Here is a 22,984-nt window from a genome sequence, read left to right on the forward strand (position 1 = left end):
TGAACTGTACAGCATTGGATGGGAGTTGTAAATAAGTGTACCTCAAGAGTCAATTTTTAGATTTTATAACCGATAGAATAACAAATTTTAGGTATATACTAATGACTGTTATGAGGTGATATTTTAACTTCCCAAGCATACAGGAAGAGCTTAGAAGAGTTTATATTCGATAAATTAATAACCACGCTGAATCAAAAAATCTAAAAGTTCATATAGAGGAAATTTGTTTTGTTATACAAAGAAATCTCTAAAAAGAAAAACAAAAAAGTTAACGATGATGCTATCAAAACTTAAAGAAAGAATTATTTCAGCGTTTTCATAAGACTAAGAAAAAAGCAGAGCGAGATAGTCAGTTTGTAATGAAATAACTTTAATTTACAAAAAAAAGGTTCTTTGGTAAATAGAACCTTTTAGGTTGGTAATAATAAGTTATTTTTTATTCATTATTACTTTAAATATATAAAAATATTTTTCTACTAACTAATTTTTCAAAATATTATTGATAGCCTTTATTGTTACAATAAGTTCTAAATGCAGAGCCGTTTATTAATCCAAGGTATAATATTTGTTCCCAATGATTTGCCCCAAAAATAAGTCTACTCTTATTAACTGCAACTAGAGCAGAGTTTAGTGCAGAAGAAAGAAGTATATCAAAGCTCTCTATGTTTGAAATTATGATATTTTCAAATTGTGCTATTTTTTCATTTGATTTTGATTTAAATCTATTTAACAAATCAAGATTGATATAATGTCTTTCAATTAGCATGAAAATATCTTCATTAATGTTATTTTCATTTCTTAATTCAAAGTTAACATTGAAAGTATTACCAATTAAATTAATGTTTGCAAAAAGATATTGTAAATTGGGTAGGTCATGTGAATATAAGTTTATAAACTCAAAGTTATTATTATTATCTAACCATTTATTTGATTTTTTGCTGTTGCATTGACTACAAGCTGGAAATAAATTTTTAGGATGTACTGCATATTCAGGATAATTTTCTTTAGGAATAATATGATCTAATGTATTTACGCTATTTAAAGTGCAATACTGACAAGTATCCATATCTCTACCATTTGGTAATTTTAATAATTGATTCTTAAAATTTGCAAATGGTTTTGAACTATAATTATATAGTTTGAGTAAATCTTTTTTTTCTAAATCTGAAAAAATAAGCGATTGTTGAATAAGATTTAAAGTATTATTATCAAAAGATGTATCATAATTTTGATAATAGGTATTTAATGAATTAAATAAATTAGATATTCTATCTTTATAATCTCCTCTATTTTTTGAGTTAATAATTGAACGTAAAAAAGAGATACTAGAATCAGAATATGGAGTTAAGTTAATCATTATTTTTGATCTCCATGTTTTGTAATAAAATGGAAAGATTTAAACTAAGAGGAACTCCATCAGATTGAATGGATTTTCTAATATCATCAATACTATATCCAATTTTAATTTGATCTTCTATTTTTTTTCTAAAATATTGTGGTGTATCTCTCGCACCGAAAATATCATCAGTAATTTTTGACAAGTTTTCACCAAATGTTTCCAGCGATGGATGTGTTACACTTAATACTTTATTTTCATTTTTTATGACAAAAATATTTTTAGATAAAATCCCTTGAACAATAATTGGAGAATGGGGTGCTATTATACAGTAAGATTTAAATTGATCAGCAAGAGAGTGAATGCTATTAATTAACTGAGATATGGCATTAGGGTGTAAGTGTGTTTCTGGTTCATCAAAAATTATTAATGAGTCATATCTTATATTAGCAATAATTTCAGTCATAATATATAAGAAAATAGCTTGCCCTGAGCTTAATTTTTTTTATTGATTTTTCTAATTCAATACGATTAATTTCATAGTCAATACTATTGGTTGATGAATTTGAAACGGTTTTTATCCAAGTAGCTATTAATTCAGGTGTGAAAAACTCACTATTAATATGCATCCAACTTATTAACCTATCTTTGTATATAATATTTTTCATGGACTTGAAGAAACGAGTTTTTAACTCTTCTTCTGATATATAACTTTCTTTGTTTTTATTTTTTTTCTTAATCCACAATAGATGTAATTTATTTTAGATGAATTTTCAGGAATAGAAAATTTATCAAATATACTGTATGAAACGGCTATTATCTTACTAAATAGTGGAACTTTACCTGAGAATAAATTTTTATTATCATTGGCGATATCACAAGGTAATTTTGATACCAATTGTGTCTTTCCTACACCATTATTACCAATCAATGCATATACTCTATTTTTTAAAATAGACTTATCATTAAAGTTAAAAGTTAAAAGTTAAAAGTTAAAAGTTAAAAGTTAAAAGTTAAAAGTTAAAAGTTAAAAGTTAAAAGTTAACTTTAATTTATCTTCATCATCAATGTAATCAGGTTTAAATATATATTCGAAGGAATAAAGTTGACTTAAATCGTATTTTCTTATTCGATGCCTAGCCTGTCTTAATAACTGCTCTTGTTCGTCATATCGAATTAAACTATCTTTAAATTGAGATAAATGTTCAAATGACTCTTGTATTTTAGTAAAGAAAGCTACATCATTTAGTGCTTTTAGTATTGATAATGCATTACCTTTAAATATATTCTCATAATATTCAAATTTTTGACCTAGAGAACAATGTTTATTATCTAATTTAAAAAAATTATTTTTTATCTCATTTGTTGTACTTATATCTTCTTTAGAGATTATTTTTAAGTCTCCAATGATGTATTCTTTTTGATTTTTATAATAAGACAATAGAAATTTATTATATCTTCCGAAATCATTCCAGTTAATTTCTATTAATTTAAAATATTCGTTTTCTTTATTTTTATTGTTTTTTATTATAAAGGGAATGTTGTTATTTTTTATATCTTTAAATTCATCATCATTATTAAAATTAGATAGTTCATAAATTGGTATATTATTTTCATCGTGTCCATTTAATTGATACTCTATGTTATATATAATTAAAATTGGATTTAACTTGTTATAGATGTAAGAAATTTCATTCACACCTATTTTCATTATGGATGGAGATACCAGTGTGTTGAGTAATAGGGTAAATAATTCGTCTGATTTTAAAAAGTCAAATCTTTCAAGGAGGATATACTCTAGAGTCCAATCATTATTATTAATGTAGTGTTGATTTAAATCTCCATATGCATCTTGATAACGAGGATCTTCAGAAGCTAAAATCCTTAAGTTTAAAATAGAATCAAAAAATTCCAAGGGGGAAATGTTTTTAAATAACTCAGATTCCATTGTCGCCAAAGTATTAATAATTTCTAATTTGCATTTTTTATCAATAGGTATAGTAAACATTTTATCACTTTATGTAATGAATTTTTTGTATAGTAATATAATCATTGTGAATGATAAAAGTAGTGTTATTTATTTTTATTATATGTGCGAAATTTTTTTAAAAAAAAGTTGAAATAAATTATTTTTAATTATATGTATAAAATTAATATCATTCAATAATGACACTTAATCAGACTATTTTTATAAACACTTCCTCATTGCCCCTTAACCAACAATCCATCAAAGTTGGACTCTTTGTAACAGAGAGTCCTTATGAACAAACCTATTTCCTTTATAATCTGTTTCACTACCTTATTTATAACGGCTTGTACTCCGAAAGAAAAACTTCAGCAACTTGAAACTGAACCTCGCTCGATCATTCTCAATAAAAACATTCAAATAGCACAGCCCGATCTCTATCTAACAACACCAAAAGTTGTGCGTTATGATCGCTATCTATTGATAAATACATCTCCAACGTTGGCTCAAAGTGACCCGATCGAACAAATAATTGATGTTCATATCCCAACTTCTCAACAATCCTCTGTTAGTGATGCAATGCGTTATATTTTACAACCGTCGGGATATTCTTTATGTAAGACAACGTCGTCTAATCAAGTACTCTATAACCAAAAACTTCCTGTTGTACATCATCAATTAGGGCCTATGCGCTTAAAGCAGGCTTTGCAAGTATTGGCAGGTGTTGCATGGCAACTTGAGATTGATGCAGTACAACGAATAATTTGTCATTCATTGCGAGAAGGTTACCAATTACCGACAGAAATACTCACAAACTCAACATTATCAGCGGATAGGATGTTGCAATGAAAATTCAATCTATATTGAATTCTCAATTTTTAGTCTCATTGGGGATTAGCGTGTTGACATTGTCAACAGAAGGAATGGCGGATCAAAGTCAACATCAAGTTTTAAAAACAGAGCAACAGGCATTAGAACAATCACTAATCGCTGAAAATGCTCAAGAATGGAAATTAACAGAGAAAGAATGGCAACGTTATGAAATGCTAAAAAAGGGGAAACGAGGGCTGTTTTCACCGAATTTAGATCCCTTAACTTTATTAGGTATTGAAGCTCGTACTTATGAGGAGCGACGTTATTTTGCTGAATTAGTGGTGAGGCAAGAATTTCAGCGTGTTGAAGCAGAATTAGCCTTTCAGCGAGAGGCGAATCAAGCATGGCTTCGTCTTTATCCTGAAATTTTACCAATTCAAAATGAAATGAGAGAAAGTCGTCAGGCTTTATTTGTAAAAGAAAGTTGTTCTATTTGTGAGGTAAAACTCGCTCAGCTTATCAAACTAAATCAACCTATTGATATCTATTTAGTGGGAAGTGGGGGGAAAGATGATGTGATACGAAATTGGGCTAAAAAACATCATATTCCTATCGAAAAGGTAAAAAATCGCCATATCACATTAAACCATGATAACGGGATATGGCTAAAGCATGGCAATGGAATAATGCCTGTTGTTTTACAACAAGGAACGCAAGGATGGCAAAGAGTCGATTAGTTTTTTTATTTATCTCCATTGTTTATCTTGGTGATAATAGTCGCCGTTGTTGATGGTTTGGTCAGACGTGATTTACGTCGATATGGTGCAGCTTATGAATCTAGTTTTGTTTATCATCATGCTAAGCGAATAATCAAGCCCGCAATTTATATCCTCTGTGTATTGTATTTATCATTGCCATTTGCAGTTTATCCGAATTTCTTGTTGTTGCCTTCTATCTTTTTGATAGGGATAGCTATTTCTGTGACAATAGGGTGTTTTAAAAAGTATTTGTAGGGATTATTCCTTTTTATTAATTAAGATTAAGATTAAGATGCGATGGAGTTGCTGATGCCTGAGTTAACAATACGAGAGTGTGGTGAGGAGGCAATTAGATTAACTAATGAGTTATTTCAACAGTCTGAGCAATCTTTTATGGCATATTTATTAAATGAATCAGACTTAGCATGGTGTATTGCAAGTACTAGAAATTTTCCGCCAGAGAGGCAACTTCCTTGGGATCACGCAGGACAAACATTTCAAAATGATAATGGATTTAGCTTTTGTTTTAAGTTTTTAGATATGCAAAATAGGCCTGCTGGAGCCTGCATTTGTGAATATTGCTCTGATAATGTATTGAATATTGAAATGATTCAGAACTTTCAAATTAAACCATCTATTCTTGATGGAAATACGCTTAAGTTTATGCTTTATACCATAGTGTTTTTTCTGTTACTGACACAAGGGACGGGTGTACGGCTCATGTTTCCTATAAATGAAAATGTTGCAACATACTATGTTGAAAAACATGGTTTTCAGGATTTAACTGGTGATGGTTCAAAAGAAATACTTTACCGCTCAGCAGAAGATTTATTAAATTGGTTTGAGCAAAATAACCGCTCAGTTGATAGTGAGTGATTTATGAGCGATACTATAATGCAATCAACATGGCAAACTAAGGAGTTGGGTATGGTAACCAGAAAAGGAAAATCTGTTACGCCTGAGTCTTCGTTTTTCCAAACGCCACACATTATTCAGACTCGAGAAGATGGAAGTACTGTTAGTACTGTTTGTAGTCGTAGTGGAAAAGAAGTGACCTTTGTTACTCCAAAAGGAAAAAGGATCAGAGCATCACAGAATGAAGTTTTTAATACTTTATTGAAATCTATAAAATCAGTAAATCATTCATAAAATAAATAGTTATTGGATACAGAAAAAGAGAGTTTAGACTCTCTTTTTGCATATCTATGGTGTAGCTAGTGGTTTTAATTACAAAATTAATTTCTGATTACTCAAGCTCTTGATATTTTCTTACGGCAACAATGTGTGTTGAAGGATTAGCGACTGCCTAATTGATCTGCTTTAATCAAACAAGACACTTTAATAATGGAATATAATTTAACTATTGAAGTGTTGAATGAAAAAACGAACAAACCGAGTTTATACTCTTGAGTTTAAGCAAGAAGCGGTCGCATTAGTCTCAAAACAAGGTTATAGCGTCTCAAAAGCGGCAGCTTCTTTAGGGATCACCGATAAATTACTTTATAACTGGAAAGCAAAATTCGACGCTGAGCAATCCGGTAGTAGCTTGAATTCCGATGAGAGAGCTGAACTATTAAGGTTTCGAAAAGAAAATAAAGAACTTAGGATGGAGAAAGAAATCCTAAAAAAAGCAGCGCCCTCCAGCTAAAGGAAACCAAGTAACGTTTAAAACGATTAAGCAATTACCTTCTCAGTTTCCCGTGCAGAAGCTCTGTAAGTTAATGAAAATAAGTCGTTCTGCCTACTACGCTTGGCTTAAACGCCCAGCAAAATTGATCACCGCAGAACCAAAGCTATCTTTGAACAGAGTCGAAATAGCTTAGGTTACATAACGTGACATAAACGGTTATGCAAAGAGGGCTTTAGCGTGAGTGCTTATGGCGTTCAAAAGCTAATGGCTCAGCTTGGCCTAGTCGTCACTCAGCGTGTTGCTTACAAAGTCACCACAAAACGCAAACACAGTGATGCGGTAGTCGATAATTTGTTAAATCAAAATGTTAATCCTCACGCACCTAACGAAGTGCGGGCGGGTGATGTGACCTATTTAAAAACAGGGGAGGGCTGGGTGTATTTAGTCATCGTGATGGACTTATACTCACGCCGTATTGCGGGTTGACACATCGATAAACGAATGACGGCAGATTTAGTTGTGCAGAACAATTAGGGCATGCCAGTATTACATCGACATTAGAATACATTGATGAAAGTGTTGATAACTTGCGAGATATACTTGAAGCGGAATTGATGTGATAAGAATAACAAGAGGAGTATCTAGATTTGACAGTGATTAGGAAAGAAAGTAAAAGTGACAAATAAAAAAAACAGCCTTGATATGAGCAAGACTGTTTAGTTTAAGAGTTTTAACATAAAGTGACTGTGCCAAATTATATTATTTTTCAACTCTTGTTTGCCCTCTCAGTGATTTAACTCACTGACGAACAAAAGAAATATGGTGCCCGGACTCGGAATCGAACCAAGGACACGGGGATTTTCAATCCCCTGCTCTACCGACTGAGCTATCCGGGCAACGGGGCGTATTAAACCCGATCTCACCGTCTTCGTCAACGTTATTTATCACAAAACTGTTCAATCGCTGTTTTTTTAATCTTATTGATTAATAAAAGACTCTTTTTTTCACAGAATGAGTAAAAAGAGTACTGAAGTGATTTTTGTTGTCGCAGAGCAATAAAGAAAAAATGTAGCGAAGTGAACAAAAGCAGGGTACCGATAACAAAAAAGCTTACCCAAATTGATTGGGTAAGCTTTATTTTTAAACATAATAATGGTTAACGATAGTTACGTTGCGCGGTGCTTACCTTTTCAAGATAACGCCGTGATTGGTCGGCCGGATGTTTATTGCGCAATGTCGTATAAACTTCCGTCGGCGCTAAGTTATTAATCATCGCGGCTGCTTTTTTCTTATCACTATGGAAGATGCGTAACACACTACCCGCACCGCCATTGTAAGCCTGTATCACCGCATAGCGACGAGAAACGGGATCTTTAATGTCACCTAAGTAGCTATTTTGTAATATCGAGATATACGCTGTACCAACATCGATATTATTCGCCGGATCAAATAAGTAACTGCGACTTGGCTGTCCTGATTTACCTTGCATACGAAATACATCTCGTCCGGCTGTTGCTGGCATAATTTGCATTAAGCCTAGTGCATCTGAGCTACTTACCGCATAGGGGTTGAAGCTGGATTCAATTTGCATAATGGCAAGGATCAGGGAAGGTTCAACACCATACTTGGCCGCGGCTTGTTGTACATAAGGTAAGTATTTATGTGCACGTTTATCTAAGTGGTTAGGTACTAAGTTAATAGTGACATACCAAATAGTGTTCAGCCCTGATTGACGTTTTTGTAATTTATTGGCAATTAGATAATCTGCAAATTTATTTGCTCGCCACTCCCAGCGTATAGGCTGCCCTGTATTATCAAGTACTTGTCCTAATAAAAAAGGCTCTGTACTGTGGGGAATATTATTTACATCAGAGTAGAGGTCGATAGAGCCGGGATCTTCTCCCATAAGCAATGTCGTGACAATCGCTTTATGTAATTGGAATTGAGGCGCGTCACCCCCTAGGGTTTCAATAGTGATAGTACCCGCTTCAAAATTAATATGGCTACGAGTTCTATAAGCGTCCGTATATTTTACGTAGTCTTTAGGGCCTGCGATTAATACTTCCTGCATTCCCCAAATCATCTCGATATTATTGGCAAATTGTCCCATTAATATATCGAAGGCATTGGTGTCTTTGCTGTAATCAGGCTCAAAAGTTTTAGTGGGTTTACTACTACATGAGATGAGTAGAGGGGCGATAATCAGCAAGAGAAGGATTTTTTTCATGGTCTATTGCATCGCTCTGGTGAATAAAACTCCAGAGCCGTAATGGCTCTGGAAAATGGATATTATTTTTCAGGTGGTGTGTAGCCGTCAATATGAACATCGTGGCCTTCAAATAAAAATCTTACCATCTCTTGTTCTAATAATTTGCGATCGTCAGGATTCATTGTGTTGAGTTTTTTCTCATTGATAAGCATGGTTTGCTTTGCCATCCATTGACCCCAAGCTTCTTTAGAAATCTCATTGAAAATGCGTTTTCCAAGCTCTCCTGGATATAACTGAAAATCAAGTCCATCCGCTTCTTTATTTAGGAAAGTACAAAAAATAGTTCTACTCATAATAAATCCTCAAATATCGCCGGTATTAGCTTAGGCTAATTGTCTAAGTAAATTCTCTACAGGTGCCGCAAGCCCTACGCTTGCCGGGGTTTGTAAGTTATACCAAAGTCCTTGTTGCGCCTCCATCAGAGAGGTAAACGTGGAGAGTTTTACGCAAATTGGTACTATATCTAAATGAAAATGGCTAAAAGTATGTCTAAATGAAATTAATTGCTCAGTTTTGTTATTTTCAAGACCATGTTCAGCTAGCCACTGTTCTAAAAGCATTTTTGTTTCAAACTGAGGAAAGGAGAACAGTCCTCCCCATATTCCTGCTGGTGGTCTTTTATCTAACCAGACCAGATTATCATATTGTAAAATAAGAAAATAAGTTGTTTTTTCCGGAATAGCCTTTTTAGGTTTTTTCCCCGGATAATCCGCCCAACTATGGTGAGCATAAGCAATACAACCTGTATTTAAAGGGCAAAGTTCGCATTTTGGTTTTGTTCGCGTACAAACCATTGCCCCTAAATCCATCATTGCTTGATTAAAATATTCAACCCCTTTGGTTGGGGTGACTTGTTCACTGATTTCCCATAATTTATTTTCAACTTCTTTTTTACCCGGCCAACCTTCTACAGCATAACAACGCGCTAAAACACGTTTTACATTGCCATCAAGAATAGGGTAAGGCTTTTTTAGTGATAGCGATAAAATAGCCCCTGCTGTAGAGCGTCCCACACCCGGTAAAGCACAAACGTCCTCAAAGGTATCAGGAAACTGTCCTTGATGCTTATCTACAATGTGTTGTGCCGCCTTATGTAAGTTTCTGGCGCGGGCGTAATAACCTAAACCCGTCCATAAATGTAGCACCTCATCAAGTGGCGCTTTCGCTAATGCGCTAACATTCGGAAAACGCGCAATAAAACGCTCAAAATAAGGGATCACCGTGGCAACTTGCGTTTGTTGTAACATCACCTCAGATAACCAAACGTGATAAGGCGTTTTTTCTTGTTGCCAAGGTAATGTTTTGCGCCCGTATTTGTGATACCAGTCGAGTACGACTTGCGAGAACTGCTGTGCATCCATCATATTTTATTTTTAACTCAGATCTGTATAAGGGTAAGATTGCACCACAGAGAGCATAAACTGTAAACACCCTTAATATTTATCTTATAGAGTGATGCTTATATAGGTGACTCTTGCTAAAATTGGCTATCTTTGGATAATGTCGCTTAAATGTATACTATAACGACATTATAACGTTATTAAGTTAATAATTGGCCTAACGACTGACAGTATTAGACATGATCAAGAATGTAATTTCTCCGGAATTCAATGAAGAAGGGCGTGCTTTACGACGCGTTCGTAGTTTTGTTCGCCGACAAGGCCGTTTAACTCCTCGTCAGGAACAAGCATTAGAAAAGCAATGGCCTATCTTTGGCATTGAATATCAACCGGAACCTATCGACTTCAGTCAGGTTTTTGGACGTAACGCCCCTGTTGTTTTAGAAATTGGTTTTGGAATGGGCGCTTCGTTGGTGACTATGGCAAAAAATTCGCCAGAAAATAATTACTTTGGTATTGAGGTACATGCCCCTGGTGTAGGTGCTTGCCTTGCCAGTGCACAAGAAGAGAATATCTCAAATCTGCGAGTTATGTGTCATGATGCGATAGAAGTACTCAATCACATGATCCCAGATAATAGTTTACAGATGGTTCAGTTGTTTTTTCCTGATCCATGGCACAAAGCGCGTCATAATAAACGTCGTATTGTGCAAGTACCATTTGCAGAGTTAATTTTAACTAAATTAGCGCCAAACGGTGTTTTCCATATGGCAACAGATTGGGAACCCTATGCAGAACATATGCTTGAAGTTATGACAAGTGTTGATGGATATCAGAACTTATCAGAAACTCAGGATTATGTACCACGACCAGAAACACGCCCCGTGACTAAGTTTGAACAACGCGGTCATCGTTTAGGGCATGGAGTATGGGATCTTATGTTTAAGAGGGTAAAATAATGGCTAAACAACGTAGTCGCCGTTTACGCAAAAAAATGCGTATCGATGAATTTCAGGAATTAGGTTTTTCAGTTAAATGGACGTTCCCAGAAAATACCCCTATTGAGGAGGTCGACAGCTTTGTTGATGACTTTATCCTTAATGTGATAGAGCCAAATGGGCTGGCATTTGATGCGAGTGGTTATCTGAGTTGGGAAGGCCTGATCTGTCTACAAAAAATTGGCAAATGTACCGAAGAGCATCGTCAATTAGTAGAAAACTACTTAAAAGAAAAAAATATGCAAGATGTACAGACCTCTGAACTATTTGACGTTTGGTGGGACTAATAAAAAGTTATACATTTTTAGCAAATAATCACAAGGGCATCCAACAGGATGCCCTTGTCTGTCTAGGGAATCAGCTGTGACTACAACGTTATCTAACGCATTATTGTCAGATATATTGCAACAAATTCGTCCTTTAATTGGGCAAGGAAAAGTAGCAGATTATATTCCTGCTCTCGCTCAAGTACCTGCTAATCAACTGGCTATGGCCGTGTATACGGTTGATGGTGAGCTTTATCAAGCGGGTATGGCCGATAAACGTTTCTCTATTCAGTCTATATCAAAAGTACTTAGCTTAACCCTTGCGTTAACACGTTATGATGAAAGCGAGATTTGGCAACGAGTAGGCAAAGAGCCTTCAGGATTACCTTTTAATTCGTTGATCCAGTTAGAAATGGAAAAAGGGCTACCACGTAATCCTTTTATCAATGCTGGAGCGATAGTGATTACGGATATGTTGCAATCGCGATTAAGTGCGCCAAAACAGAGAATGTTAGAAGTTATTCGTGCACTGACGAATACAGCTGATATTTGCTATAACACCGTTGTGGCAAAATCAGAGATGGAACATTTAAGTCGTAATGCTGCCATTGCCTATCTGATGAAATCGTTTGATAATTTTGATAATGATGTTATCACCGTATTAGAAACCTATTTTCACTATTGCTCGATTGAAATGAGTTGTGTAGAGCTTGTTCGTTGTTTTAGCTACTTAGCGAATCAAGGAATATGTGTTGGAAGTAAAAATCAGATTATTACGCCAAGACAAGCCCGACAAATAAATGCGTTAATGTTAACTTGTGGTATGTATGATGGTGCGGGAGAGTTTGCTTTCCGTATCGGTATTCCCGGTAAGTCTGGGGTGGGAGGCGGTATTATTGCTGTGGTTCCTGATGCCTTTACCGTAGCAGTATGGTCACCAGAGTTGGATAAATCTGGTAACTCATTGGCGGGGTGTGCTGCCCTTGAATTATTAGCAAACAAAGTAGGGCGCTCAATATTTTAAGTGGCTGTAGCGCCAAGAATGCGCAATGTTAGGTAAAAAAAGTAGTTCAATACGCTTCTAGGAGAGCGATTATGGGATTTAAAAAGTTGGTCGTTGCATTGGTTTTTGTCGCAAGTTCAGCCACTGCTGCACCCAGTTTTGACTGTGCTGTCACGCCAAAAGATGATTTACGTATTACACCTGAATTTGTTGAAGTGGCCGGCTCTAATGGTTTACTTGTTATTTATCCCGATGGCACGTTACTGCGCGATGAAAAGAGCGTCACACTAACCCCTGAGCAACAAGCTATTGCGAAAAAATATCAAGCGACAGTTAGGCAAGATATTCCTTGGTTAAGAAAAGAGATGGGAATTAAATTACAAGAGTCAAGAAAAGTACTGGATAAAGTTGTTATTGAAGCCTTTGGGCAAGATAGCCGTATTTTAAAGCGCTTAAGTGACTTAGAAAAAAATCTTAATCAACAAATGGATACTGTTATTTCGCTCAAGCCTGATAATGTCACATTCCATGCTCAAGCGATTAAACAGGTCGAAACCAAAGGGCGAGAAATAATTGAGAGTAGCCTTGGGGGGATGTTGCAAGATAGCATTAATGAATTAGGTCAAAAACAATTACTAGCTGCTGCGAGTGGTGATAGGAAAAAAGCCTTAAGTGGATTATTAGGTAATCTTGATGGTTTTCAGCAAATCATCGAAAAAGAGTGGAAGCAACAAGAAGCTTCATTTAATCAATTTGGGCAGCAGGCATGTAATAAAATCACCCAAATGGAAAACCAACGTGTCGAATTGATAAATTCACTAAACAAATAGCTTTATCCTTACAGTAAATAAGAGTTATAGATTGTTGATTCACAATAGTTGAAAATAACAATGAAAATCATTCTTATTCAATTGACATGTAAAGTAAGCTGTTTAGAATGCCCTGCTTAAGTATTCCACTTAAACAGGGCTAAATTCATGAAAAAGATCCTTGCGTTAGTTACTGCCTCTCTTCTGTCAGTTAGCAGTTTTTCTGCATTAAGTAATACCTCAGTTACATACCAGCCTAATCAAATTGTTGAACAGCAAAATGATAAAGTTGTTATCAAGCACCTATTAGGTGAAACTGCAGTATCTAAAAATCCGTCTAAGGTTGTACTGTTTGATTTTGGTCTATATGACTCTTTAGTTGCATTAGGTTTAGCGGATAAAGTGGTTGGTTTACCATTAGGAAATGCACCTGAATATATTAAAGGGCGTATTGCGAATGATGTGGCTAATGTTGGGGGAATGAAAGCCCCTGATTTTGAGAGACTCGCTGAGCTTAAACCTGATTTAATTATTATTACCGGTCGTCAAGGCGCTTCTTATGAGAAACTCACAAACATTGCCCCCACGATTAATTTAGGTACAAATAGTGCGAATTATCTTGATTCAGTGGAAGCGAATATTCAATTAATAGGTGAATTATTTGATAAGCAACAAGCTACTCAAACACAATTAGCAACATTGAATACCGTGATTGAACAGGCTCAGAAAAAAGCGGCAGGATCAGATAAAAAAGTGTTGGTCTTACTGCACAATGCAGGCAATTTAATGCCCAATAACCAAAGCGTGATTTACGATGTGGTTAAAGCGAAGAAAGCAGAATTACCACCTGTTGCTGAAGAAGAGAAAGGCAAACGTCGCGTGGTTACTTCTGAAATGATCGCCAAAGTAAATCCGGATGTTATTTTTATTATCGATCGCAGTGAAGCCATTGGTGCCGGTAAATTAGAGAAAAACACCTTTGAAAATGATGAAGTGAAAACAACTTCTGCTTATAAAAATGGTGGTATTGTTTATTTGCAATCTGATCTTTGGTATCTCTCTGGTGGTGGATTAGAAAGTCTTACTCAGCAAATTGAAGCGGTGCAAAGTGCACTTTAAAATCAGTGATAGTGGTTATAAGCGCCGATAAATAAATTATGCCCATAGTGTAAATGAACAGTATGGGCATTTGTTTATTAACGAAATAAGTGAATTTTCGTATTAAAGAAAGAGTTCAAGTAATGAATTAAGAAACAGTTTACCGTGGGGCGTTATCTGCCAATGGGTTTCTGTTTCACTGATATAACCTAATGCGAGTGCTTCATCAATTTGCCTACGGATAGTCTCTTGTGCAAGCCCCGTGTAGTCGCTAAAATCTTGCCGAGGAAAAGCTTCTAATAACCGAAAGCGGTTCATAAAAAATTCAAATGGACGGTCATCATTATCAACCCAATTTTGCTGGTGAAGATAACGTCCTGCCATAAAACCTTTAGGATGTTTGGTTTTTACCGTTCTCATAATTCGGCCATCGGCAAAACTTATTTTTCCATGAGCACCACAGCCAATACCTAAATAATCCCCAAAACGCCAATAGTTTAGGTTATGTTGACATTGAAAACCTGGCTTACAATAAGCCGATGTTTCATATTGTTGATATCCTGCTGCGGTGAGTAATTTGTCACCTTCAGAAAAAATATCCCATAACATATCATCATCAGGTAATTTAGGCGGACGGGAGCCAAATTGCGTATTGGGTTCAATAGTTAATTGATACCAAGAAAGATGTGGGGGAGATAAAGCGATTGCTTGTTGTAGATCTGAAAGTGCTTGAGATAATGATTGGTCAGGTAAGCCATGCATTAAATCAAGATTAAAGCTACGTAAGCCTAACTCTTTTGCTAGTCTCGCGGCATTTTTAGCTTCATCGGCATCATGAATGCGTCCTAAGCGGATCAGTTTATCATTACCAAAGCTTTGTACACCAATGGATATACGGTTAATTCCCGCCCGTTGAAAACCGGCAAATCGTTCAGCTTCAACCGTACCAGGATTGGCTTCCATCGTAATTTCAGCATCAGGAGCAACGGCTATGCGCTCTTTTACGCCATACAGTAAATCAGCCATTGATTCAGCACTTAATAGGCTTGGCGTGCCACCACCAATAAAGATAGTTTGCACTTCACGAGAGCCAACATGAGTAAGATCAGCATCTAAATCATTGAGCAGATGTTGCACATATTCCTGATGTGGAACTTCGCCTTTTAAGGTGTGAGAATTAAAATCACAATAAGGGCATTTTTGTACACACCAAGGAATATGAATATACAAACTTAATGGTGGTAACTTAAGCATTCTTAAGTGCATCCAACATTAGTTTTAGTGCTTTACCACGGTGAGAGTATTGATTTTTTTGCTCTCTGGTTAACTGTGCCGCAGTGCAATTTAGCTCAGGGATAAAGAAAATAGGATCATAACCAAATCCACCATCACCTTGCATTTCTTGAGTTAACACACCTTGCCAAATACCATGGAAAATTAGCGGAGTGGGATCGTTTTCATGGCGTAGATAAACTAACACACAGTTAAACTGAGCTTGACGTTTCTCTGCGGGAACATCTTTCATTGCTTCGAGTAATTTATCTACATTTTGCTGATCGGTTGCCTCAATACCAGCATAACGAGCAGAGTAAATGCCCGGAGCACCACCTAATGCATCAACCGAGATCCCTGAATCATCAGCTATAGCCGGTAAGCCTGTTACTTTGGCAGCATGACGCGCCTTAATTAGTGCGTTTTCTACAAAAGTAAGACCTGTTTCTTCAACTGAGCCAACACCTAGCTCAGTTTGTGCGACAATATCTAAACCAAAATCAGCGAGTAATGAGGCTAACTCTGTTACTTTACCGGGGTTTCCAGTAGCAAGAACCACTTTTTGCATATTATCTTCCTTAGTAAAGTGTCATGGTGATTAGCCACTGTAAAACATCTACACGTAAATAATTAAGGGCATAAAGGATCAGGATAACAATCATGGCTGAGAAATCTAATCCTCCCATTGCCGGAATAACACGGCGAATTGGGGCCATTAAAGGCTCAGTTAATTGGAAGAGCAGATGATCGATAGGATTACGTCCTTGACTGACCCAACTGAGAATTGCACGGATGATAATCATCCAAAAAATAATCTTACCTGCTGCGGTGAGTAATTCAATAAATGCGAAGGGTAGGACTAAAGAAAATGGAATAGCACCACCTGCTCCGGATAAGTAAGAAGGGAGGATAATTTCTAATAACACTAAAACATATGCCAAGATGACCGAAGCAGTATCAATAGAGCCAATAGAGGGGATAATTCTTCTTAATGGGCGCACAACAGGTTGGGTAATTTTAACCACAAATTGTGAAAACGGATTATAAAAATCAGCTCTTACACATTGCATCCATACACGAAGTAGTAGCACGGAAATATAGAGTTGAATAAGAGTCAGAATGACGAAATTTAAAAAGTTCATTAGTTGGCCCTGATGAAATTAAAACTGTTTTTCCATTTCTTGCGCTCGTTTAATCGCCGCTTGCATCGCTAAAGCAACATTCTCAGGTAATTTACCTGCATAGAATTGTGCCAATGCTGCAGCTGTTGTGCCACCTTTTGACGTTACTTGTTCACGTAATGTTGAAAAAGGTAAGCTATTTTGTTTTTCAGCTAATGCAGTAGAGCCACTGGCTGCTTGTTGTACAATAGCTCTTGCTACGTCGGCTGAAAAACCTAAGCGCTCGGCTTCTTGTTGCATAGATTCCATAAACAAGAAGAAATAAGCAGGCGCACTACCCGCAACGGCGATAATATCATTGATAGCTGATTCTTGCTCTACCCAAACCGTCATACCGACACTTTTCATTAACGCATCAGCAAATTGTTTATCTTCAGGGGTAATAGTGTTTTGAGCAAACATACCGCTTAACCCTTTGCCAACCAGTGCTGGGGTATTTGGCATGATGCGGATCAGTCGTAGCGAAGTGGCTAAATAATCATTATAACGAGAAGCTGGAATACCCGCGGCAATGGTTAGTACTAATTTTTGACTAAAATCGATATGTTGTAATGGCTTACAAACTTCAGCCATCATTTGCGGTTTGACGGCTAATACGATGACATCGGCATTTTCAACTGCATTGATGTTGTCGCAAGTACTCTGTATGGCAAACTCTTTTTCTAAAGGCTCACGTCGAACCTCAGAAGGTGAACTTACCGTAATATTTTTTGCGGGATAACCACCATTAACCAGTCCTGCAATAATAGCGTGTGCCATATTTCCGGCACCAATAAAAGCGATATTGCGATGTTCCATACTAATTTAACCTCTTTTTTATTTATTGGCGTAATCACGAGCGCCAAAAATGGCCGTTCCAATGCGTACCAGTGTTGAGCCACAGGCAATTGCTGCTTCCATATCACCAGTCATTCCCATCGACAATGTATCAATATCGGGGTACTGGTTTTGTAACTGTTTAAATGCCTGATGCATTTTTTCTAGTACCTCGACTTGCTTGTTATAGTCATTTTCTGGGGCAGGAATAGCCATTAGTCCGCGCAGTTTGATCCCTGGCAGAATGGATATTTGTGCAGCAAGGCCATCAAGCTCGGTAAGAGAGATCCCTGATTTACTGTTTTCATCACTAATATTTATTTGGATCAAAACATTGAGTGGCGGTAACGTAGTTGGACGTTGATCACTTAATCTTTGCGCTATTTTTAATCTATCTATGGTATGGCACCAGGCAAAATGTTCAGCAACAAGACGTGTTTTATTGGACTGCAATGGGCCAATAAAGTGCCAAACTAAATTTTTGTTTTCAGCAAAATAGCTGATTTTATCTACACCTTCCTGCACATAGTTTTCACCAAATTCAGTTTGTCCACATGCAATTGCTTTTTCGATATCGCTCACAGGCTTAGTTTTACTAACTGCAAGTAGAGTTATTTCGTCTGGAGAACGTCCGCATTTTTGCGCTGCGGTGTCAATGTGAGACCTGACATTGACGAGATTCTGTTTAATAGTATTCATGGCAACTCAGGAGATAATAAGATGAATATGGAAAAATTAATTATATATAGTGTAAAGCATAATGCTTCCGATCTGCACCTTTGTTGTGGCGATGTGCCACGATTACGGATCAATGGCGTACTTTATCAACAAAATCAATGTAAACCTATTACTTCTGATACGCTACTCAAATGGATAACACCTTATCTGACCACAGCGCAATTGCAATTTTTTGGTAAGGAGGGGCAAGTTGATACGGCGATAACTCTTGCTGAGGGGCAGCGCTTACGAGTGAATTTATTTCGCCAACAATTAGGGATATCCGCAGTACTAAGAGTGATAAATTCACAGCTCCCGACATTAACATCACTACGCGTACCAAAATCAATCACTGCATTATTAGATAATGTTTCTAATGGACTTATTTTAGTGACGGGAGCAACAGGGAGTGGTAAATCATCCACATTAGCAGCGATGATTGATTATCTCAATCAGCATAAGCGTCAGCATATTCTTACTTTGGAAGCGCCAATAGAGTTTATTTACACCAATAAGCAAAGCATTATCCAACAACGTGAAATAGGGCGCGATGTACAAAATATAGCGAGTGCAATAAAAGCCGCATTACGTCAAGATCCCGATGTAATTATGCTAGGGGAATTAAGAGATCTAGAAAGTATTAAAATGGCATTAATTGCGGCTGAAACGGGGCATTTAGTACTAGCAACATTACATACGCAAGGCGTTGTTCAAACGTTAGAGCGTGTCACTAATGTATTTTCATCCAATGAACGACAATGGATCTCGGCACAATTAGCTGGAAGCTTAAAAGCAATTATTTCTCAGCAATTGGTTCCAGCAACACAAGGCGGGCGTGTTGCCCTGTTTGAAGTGATGTATATGACGCAGGGGATTGCACATCTGATCAGAGAAGGGAAATATCATCAAGTGACGACATTAATGCAAACTGGGTTTGAATATGGCATGCAAACCTTCACTTTAAGTCGCCAACAACGTCAATATGAAGGTTTGCTCAATGAGCACATCAATGAAGAAAATTAATACTGCCGTTCAAACCAGCTTTCTAAAATAATAACGGCAGAAGTTGCATCAACACTGCCTTTATCTAAAGAGCGATACCCCCCTTGTTCAAAAAGGTGAGCACGGGCTTCTACTGTGCTAAGGCGCTCATCATGTAAGGCGATTTGTACGCCAAAGCGTCCATGTAAGCGATTAGCAAATTTTTTGGCTTGGGTAGTCACTAGCTGTTCTGTACCGTCCATATTAAGAGGCAAACCCACCACCACTAAATCCGGCTGCCATTCTTTAATGATTTTTTCGATTTGACTCCAATCTGGAATACCATCTTTAGCTTTAAAGGAGGCTAATGGCCTTGCTGTCCCTGTAACTTCTTGACCTATTGCGGCTCCAATACTTTTGGTGCCAAAATCAAACCCCATTACCGTTCTATTTGACATTATGCATGACCAGCCGTTGGTGAAATTGTGTGGATATCGATACCAATTAGTTCGGCGGCTTTATGCCAACGCTCTGCAATTGGGGTATCAAAAATGATTTGTGGGGTTGCTTCAACGGTAAGCCAACTATTTTCTAAAATTTCTCTCTCGAGCTGGCCTTTTTCCCAACTGGAATATCCTAATGAGACTAAGGTTTTTTCAGGCTGTCTTGCTGTACCTAATGTTTCTAACACATCTTTTGACGTGGTGATCATGGTGCTATCGCTGATTTTAATACTTGAGCTAAAACCAGAAACAGGGGTGTGTAAGATAAAACCATGCTCTTCCGCTACAGGGCCACCAGACATAACCGGTTTTTGTAAGCTAATCGCACTATCTCTATCTGCTGAGAATATCTCCAACTGCTCTAAGACACTTTCAATAGAGATATCTTCAATCGGCTTATTAATAACTAAACCCATTGCACCGTTTTCATTATGTTCGCAAACATAGACGACCGAGCGTTGAAAGAGCGGATCGCTTAATGATGGCATAGCAATAAGAAAATGGTTGAGTAAATTCATAATAGTAATACTGTTCTCTGATTGTTTTTATTAAAAAACCTAGCCCTATTGATAATGTTTAATATAAGGGCTAGGTAAAGACTTTTAAACCTTAAAACACATCGTTTAAAAATTAGTTTTTCTTGTTAAGGCGAGCTTCAATAGCATCCATTAACATACCTGTAATAGAAACCTCAGGATAAGCTGCTTCAATCTCACGAGCACAAGTTGGGCTTGTAACATTAATTTCCGTTAAACGATCACCAATAACATCTAATCCAACAAAAATAAGGCCTTTTTGTTTTAAGATAGGTGCTACTTGGCGTGCAATTGCCCAATCGCTTTCTGTTAATGGGCGCGCTTCTCCACGGCCACCTGCAGCTAAGTTACCACGGGTTTCCCCTTTGGCAGGGATACGGGCTAAGCAATAAGGAACCGGCTCTCCATCAACTACCAGAATACGTTTATCACCATCAACAATTTCTGGTAAGAAATTCTGTGCCATACAGAAACGGTGACCGTGCTCTGTTAAGGTTTCGATAATAACACCGACGTTTGGATCATCTTTTTTCAGGCGGAAAATAGAGGCGCCACCCATACCGTCAAGTGGTTTAAAAATCACATCACCATGTTTTTCATGGAAAGCGCGAAGGTGTTTGGCTTCTCGAGTGACTAATGTATTTGGCGTTAATGAAGGGAACCATGCTGTAAACAGTTTTTCATTACAATCACGTAAGCTTTGTGGTTTATTAACAATTAAAGTCCCCATATCTTCAGCACGTTCAAGAATATAGGTAGCATAGATAAATTCGGTATCGAATGGGGGATCTTTACGCATTAAAATGGTATCAAGGGAGCCTAACGCAATATCTTGCTCTTGACCAAATTCAAACCACTTTTCAGGGTTTTCTTCCACACTTAACAGACGTGTGTGTGCACGGGCTTCGCCTTGATTAAGATAAAGATCGTTCATTTCCATATAATGGATTTCCCAACCACGGCGCTGTGCTTCGAGTAACATGGCAAAGCTGGTATCTTTTTTAATTTTGATGGATGAAATAGGATCCATCACAATACCTAATTTAATCATTATTTCTCCTTTATCCCAGATCGCCGAACCGAACCTGCAAAGCGGTGATTGCGGTGAGTGCTGTTGTTTCAGTTCTTAATACACGAGGACCTAATAAAATATCAGTAAAATGGTATTTTGCTGTCATGGCAATTTCTTCAGGGGATAATCCCCCCTCAGGGCCAATTAATAGTCGTACTTTTTTAACTGGAAGTGGCAAGGTATTAATACTTTGGCTTGCTCTAGGGTGTAAATTAAGTTTTAAGCTATCATCCGTTTGGGCACACCACGCCTCTAATGACATCACCGGCATAAGCTGTGGAATTTTATTTCTGCCACATTGTTCACAGGCTGAGATAATAATTTTTTGCCATTGCTGATGCTTTTTTTCTAAACGACTAGGATCTAGTTTAACACCACAACGTTCAGAGATCAGCGGAGTAATAGTGTTAACACCTAATTCAACGGACTTTTGGATAGTAAACTCCATTTTTTCACCACGTGAAAGTACTTGGCCTAAATGGAGATCAAGTGGGGATTCTCTATCATCCATTTGTCCTTCATTAATCTGCACAATCACTGATTTTTTGCTACTTTCGATAATATCAGCATCAAATACTTGATTGGAGCCATCAAAAAGTGCCAGTTTTTGGCCTTTTGACATTCTTAATACTCGTCCAACGTGATTTGCAGCTTCTTCTGCTAATGAAGTTTGTGTACCTGCACTGAGTGGCTCTGGATGATAAATGCGAGGAATACGCATAACGTGAAACCCTTACGTAAAATGTTAACCATGATAAACAAGATATTGTGATATGCATCATACGCATGCCATTAGCTCATGCAAGTTATCAGGTGGCTTTTTCTATCATTATAGCTGGATTTTATTTGCGAGATTTGTCGTAAAACTTCATGTTTGCAATATGATAAAACAACCATTGCTTGGAAGTAATAGCATTCTATTTTAGAGTCCTAGATTAGGAACTCGCAAATATCAAGGATAGATATTTATGTTATTACCGCAAAACATCATGATTACAATGGCCTTTTTTACCTTTTTAAAAGGGTGTAGCGATTATTTCTCTACCTCTGTTTTAGCACGCCTCTCACCTATTCGTTATCAGCAATTGTGGCAAGTCTATTTAATTATCTGTTTTTATTGGTCTTTTACTATTTCTAATTATTCGTTATTAATATTATTTCTATTGTTTAGTTTTTACCTCTTAACTCTCTCGTTTTTCGATGCAGATTATCTTCAGCTACCTGATAACTTAACTTTTTGGTTACTTTTCTTTGGAATTACGCTTAATTTAACGCCTTATGGCGTGATTTCTTCAACTTGCTCTTTTTATGGCTGTTTAGTCGCAAGTTTGTTTTTTTATAGTATTTATTGGCTCGGTTATTGGATATATCAAGAGGCTATTTTGGGGTTGGGTGATGTAAAGCTTTTTAGTGCCATAGGCGCTTGGTGTGGAATAGAACTATTACCTTATATCCTCTTTTTCGCTGCACTATTAGGGATTGTTATTTATATGCTTATTTGGGCTTTTACTAATGTGAAGATAAAGCAGATTGCCTTTGGCTCTTGCCTTGCATTTTCAGCGATAGTTGTTTTAAGAGTAAAGACAATAATAATGTATTGAATAGGCTAATATTTCTTGC

The 22,984-nt window shown here is 36.8% G+C and carries 28 protein-coding genes, 1 tRNA gene and 1 pseudogene; 14 read left to right on the plus strand and 16 right to left on the minus strand.

Features of this window, described 5'->3' with window-relative positions; all coding sequences use genetic code 11:
• Nucleotides 1-496 precede the first annotated feature (496 nt).
• The 3 genes from PMI_RS01500 to PMI_RS19515 all read right to left on the minus strand — a co-directional run bounded on the left by PMI_RS01500 (nt 497) and on the right by PMI_RS19515 (nt 3,344).
• Nucleotides 497-1,357, minus strand: a complete 861-nt coding sequence (locus tag PMI_RS01500; protein ID WP_012367549.1) for an HNH endonuclease — start codon at nt 1,355-1,357, stop codon at nt 497-499.
• Nucleotides 1,350-1,802 carry an AAA family ATPase gene (locus PMI_RS19510; RefSeq protein WP_053089301.1) on the minus strand — a complete coding sequence of 151 codons (453 nt, stop codon included), beginning with the start codon at nt 1,800-1,802 and terminating at the stop codon, nt 1,350-1,352. The genes PMI_RS01500 and PMI_RS19510 overlap by 8 nt, the downstream gene beginning before the upstream one ends.
• Nucleotides 1,803-2,363: 561 nt before the next feature.
• Nucleotides 2,364-3,344 carry an AbiJ-related protein gene (locus PMI_RS19515; RefSeq protein ID WP_012367550.1) on the minus strand — a complete coding sequence of 327 codons (981 nt, stop codon included), beginning with the start codon at nt 3,342-3,344 and terminating at the stop codon, nt 2,364-2,366.
• A gap of 252 nt (nt 3,345-3,596) precedes the next feature.
• Between PMI_RS19515 and pilL2 the strand changes: the two genes are divergently transcribed.
• From pilL2 to PMI_RS18830, 7 genes and pseudogenes are all read left to right on the plus strand, one after another.
• Nucleotides 3,597-4,151 carry a PFGI-1 class ICE element type IV pilus protein PilL2 gene (gene pilL2 / locus PMI_RS01510; protein WP_012367551.1) on the plus strand — a complete coding sequence of 185 codons (555 nt, stop codon included), beginning with the start codon at nt 3,597-3,599 and terminating at the stop codon, nt 4,149-4,151.
• The gene (locus PMI_RS01515; RefSeq protein WP_012367552.1) at nt 4,148-4,852 is read left to right on the plus strand and encodes a TIGR03759 family integrating conjugative element protein; all 705 of its coding nucleotides are present in this window, start codon (nt 4,148-4,150) and stop codon (nt 4,850-4,852) included. Before pilL2 ends, PMI_RS01515 begins: the two co-directional genes overlap by 4 nt.
• Before the next feature lie 15 nt (nt 4,853-4,867).
• Nucleotides 4,868-5,128: pseudogene (locus PMI_RS18825) on the plus strand (TIGR03747 family integrating conjugative element membrane protein); the annotation flags it as partial.
• Nucleotides 5,129-5,182: 54 nt separating this feature from the next.
• Complete coding sequence (locus PMI_RS01520; RefSeq protein ID WP_223293427.1) at nt 5,183-5,749, plus strand: hypothetical protein; 567 nt, start codon at nt 5,183-5,185, stop codon at nt 5,747-5,749.
• A 3-nt stretch (nt 5,750-5,752) separates the two neighbouring features.
• Nucleotides 5,753-6,022: a hypothetical protein gene (locus PMI_RS01525; protein WP_004244841.1), complete on the plus strand. Its 270-nt coding sequence runs from the start codon at nt 5,753-5,755 to the stop codon at nt 6,020-6,022.
• A gap of 226 nt (nt 6,023-6,248) precedes the next feature.
• Nucleotides 6,249-6,521, plus strand: a complete 273-nt coding sequence (locus PMI_RS01530) for a transposase (RefSeq protein ID WP_012367553.1) — start codon at nt 6,249-6,251, stop codon at nt 6,519-6,521.
• A 219-nt stretch (nt 6,522-6,740) separates the two neighbouring features.
• Nucleotides 6,741-6,989: an IS3 family transposase gene (locus tag PMI_RS18830; protein ID WP_004247373.1), complete on the plus strand. Its 249-nt coding sequence runs from the start codon at nt 6,741-6,743 to the stop codon at nt 6,987-6,989.
• A gap of 334 nt (nt 6,990-7,323) precedes the next feature.
• Here the strand turns inward: PMI_RS18830 and PMI_RS01540 are convergent.
• The 4 genes from PMI_RS01540 to mutY all read right to left on the minus strand — a co-directional run bounded on the left by PMI_RS01540 (nt 7,324) and on the right by mutY (nt 10,136).
• Nucleotides 7,324-7,399: transfer RNA gene (locus PMI_RS01540), tRNA-Phe, on the minus strand.
• 260 nt (nt 7,400-7,659) lie between these two features.
• Nucleotides 7,660-8,730 (minus strand): membrane-bound lytic murein transglycosylase MltC, encoded by a 1,071-nt coding sequence (gene mltC / locus PMI_RS01545; protein ID WP_004244838.1) that lies wholly within the window; start codon nt 8,728-8,730, stop codon nt 7,660-7,662.
• A 62-nt stretch (nt 8,731-8,792) separates the two neighbouring features.
• Nucleotides 8,793-9,065, minus strand: a complete 273-nt coding sequence (locus tag PMI_RS01550; RefSeq protein WP_004244837.1) for an oxidative damage protection protein — start codon at nt 9,063-9,065, stop codon at nt 8,793-8,795.
• A 30-nt stretch (nt 9,066-9,095) separates the two neighbouring features.
• Nucleotides 9,096-10,136, minus strand: a complete 1,041-nt coding sequence (gene mutY, locus PMI_RS01555; protein ID WP_012367554.1) for an A/G-specific adenine glycosylase — start codon at nt 10,134-10,136, stop codon at nt 9,096-9,098.
• Nucleotides 10,137-10,351: 215 nt separating this feature from the next.
• On the opposite strand from mutY, the gene trmB reads away from it, so the two are divergent.
• The 5 genes from trmB (at nt 10,352) to PMI_RS01580 (ending at nt 14,307) form a co-directional block, all read left to right on the plus strand.
• Nucleotides 10,352-11,071 (plus strand): tRNA (guanosine(46)-N7)-methyltransferase TrmB, encoded by a 720-nt coding sequence (gene trmB / locus PMI_RS01560; RefSeq protein WP_004244835.1) that lies wholly within the window; start codon nt 10,352-10,354, stop codon nt 11,069-11,071.
• Nucleotides 11,071-11,397 (plus strand): YggL family protein, encoded by a 327-nt coding sequence (locus tag PMI_RS01565; RefSeq protein ID WP_004244834.1) that lies wholly within the window; start codon nt 11,071-11,073, stop codon nt 11,395-11,397. The genes trmB and PMI_RS01565 overlap by 1 nt, the downstream gene beginning before the upstream one ends.
• Before the next feature lie 76 nt (nt 11,398-11,473).
• The gene (gene glsB / locus PMI_RS01570) at nt 11,474-12,400 is read left to right on the plus strand and encodes a glutaminase B (protein WP_012367555.1); all 927 of its coding nucleotides are present in this window, start codon (nt 11,474-11,476) and stop codon (nt 12,398-12,400) included.
• A 71-nt stretch (nt 12,401-12,471) separates the two neighbouring features.
• On the plus strand, nt 12,472-13,209 hold the full coding sequence (locus tag PMI_RS01575; protein WP_012367556.1) for a YggN family protein: 738 nt from the start codon (nt 12,472-12,474) through the stop codon (nt 13,207-13,209).
• Between the two features lie 147 nt (nt 13,210-13,356).
• Entirely contained in the window at nt 13,357-14,307 is a 951-nt protein-coding gene (locus tag PMI_RS01580; RefSeq protein ID WP_012367557.1) for a siderophore ABC transporter substrate-binding protein, read from the plus strand.
• Between the two features lie 102 nt (nt 14,308-14,409).
• On the opposite strand, the gene hemW is transcribed toward PMI_RS01580, so the two are convergent.
• From hemW to PMI_RS01605, 5 genes are read right to left on the minus strand one after another with little or no spacing between them, the layout of a single operon-like run.
• The gene (gene hemW, locus PMI_RS01585) at nt 14,410-15,540 is read right to left on the minus strand and encodes a radical SAM family heme chaperone HemW (protein ID WP_004244830.1); all 1,131 of its coding nucleotides are present in this window, start codon (nt 15,538-15,540) and stop codon (nt 14,410-14,412) included.
• Nucleotides 15,533-16,126: an XTP/dITP diphosphatase gene (locus PMI_RS01590; RefSeq protein WP_004244829.1), complete on the minus strand. Its 594-nt coding sequence runs from the start codon at nt 16,124-16,126 to the stop codon at nt 15,533-15,535. Before PMI_RS01590 ends, hemW begins: the two co-directional genes overlap by 8 nt.
• 10 nt (nt 16,127-16,136) lie before the next feature.
• A complete protein-coding gene (locus tag PMI_RS01595; protein WP_004244828.1) occupies nt 16,137-16,700 on the minus strand; it encodes a YggT family protein in 564 nt (187 codons plus the stop codon).
• Between the two features lie 18 nt (nt 16,701-16,718).
• Nucleotides 16,719-17,537, minus strand: coding sequence for a pyrroline-5-carboxylate reductase (gene proC / locus PMI_RS01600; protein ID WP_012367558.1), 819 nt, complete (start codon nt 17,535-17,537; stop codon nt 16,719-16,721).
• An 18-nt stretch (nt 17,538-17,555) separates the two neighbouring features.
• Nucleotides 17,556-18,254 carry a YggS family pyridoxal phosphate-dependent enzyme gene (locus PMI_RS01605; RefSeq protein ID WP_004244825.1) on the minus strand — a complete coding sequence of 233 codons (699 nt, stop codon included), beginning with the start codon at nt 18,252-18,254 and terminating at the stop codon, nt 17,556-17,558.
• A gap of 21 nt (nt 18,255-18,275) precedes the next feature.
• Between PMI_RS01605 and PMI_RS01610 the strand changes: the two genes are divergently transcribed.
• Complete coding sequence (locus tag PMI_RS01610) at nt 18,276-19,295, plus strand: type IV pilus twitching motility protein PilT (RefSeq protein WP_017628337.1); 1,020 nt, start codon at nt 18,276-18,278, stop codon at nt 19,293-19,295.
• On the opposite strand, the gene ruvX is transcribed toward PMI_RS01610, so the two are convergent.
• The 4 genes from ruvX to rsmE all read right to left on the minus strand — a co-directional run bounded on the left by ruvX (nt 19,292) and on the right by rsmE (nt 22,085).
• The gene (gene ruvX, locus PMI_RS01615; protein WP_004247382.1) at nt 19,292-19,711 is read right to left on the minus strand and encodes a Holliday junction resolvase RuvX; all 420 of its coding nucleotides are present in this window, start codon (nt 19,709-19,711) and stop codon (nt 19,292-19,294) included. The genes PMI_RS01610 and ruvX overlap by 4 nt on opposite strands.
• Complete coding sequence (locus PMI_RS01620) at nt 19,711-20,274, minus strand: YqgE/AlgH family protein (RefSeq protein ID WP_004244821.1); 564 nt, start codon at nt 20,272-20,274, stop codon at nt 19,711-19,713. Before PMI_RS01620 ends, ruvX begins: the two co-directional genes overlap by 1 nt.
• A gap of 112 nt (nt 20,275-20,386) precedes the next feature.
• Nucleotides 20,387-21,343: a glutathione synthase gene (gene gshB / locus PMI_RS01625; RefSeq protein ID WP_004244820.1), complete on the minus strand. Its 957-nt coding sequence runs from the start codon at nt 21,341-21,343 to the stop codon at nt 20,387-20,389.
• Nucleotides 21,344-21,353: 10 nt separating this feature from the next.
• The gene (gene rsmE, locus PMI_RS01630) at nt 21,354-22,085 is read right to left on the minus strand and encodes a 16S rRNA (uracil(1498)-N(3))-methyltransferase (RefSeq protein WP_004244819.1); all 732 of its coding nucleotides are present in this window, start codon (nt 22,083-22,085) and stop codon (nt 21,354-21,356) included.
• A gap of 247 nt (nt 22,086-22,332) precedes the next feature.
• On the opposite strand from rsmE, the gene PMI_RS01635 reads away from it, so the two are divergent.
• A complete protein-coding gene (locus PMI_RS01635) occupies nt 22,333-22,965 on the plus strand; it encodes a prepilin peptidase (RefSeq protein ID WP_012367560.1) in 633 nt (210 codons plus the stop codon).
• Nucleotides 22,966-22,984 lie beyond the last annotated feature (19 nt).

It is taken from the genome of Proteus mirabilis HI4320, assembly GCF_000069965.1.
In the GTDB taxonomy this organism is placed as follows: Bacteria; Pseudomonadota; Gammaproteobacteria; order Enterobacterales; family Enterobacteriaceae; genus Proteus; species Proteus mirabilis.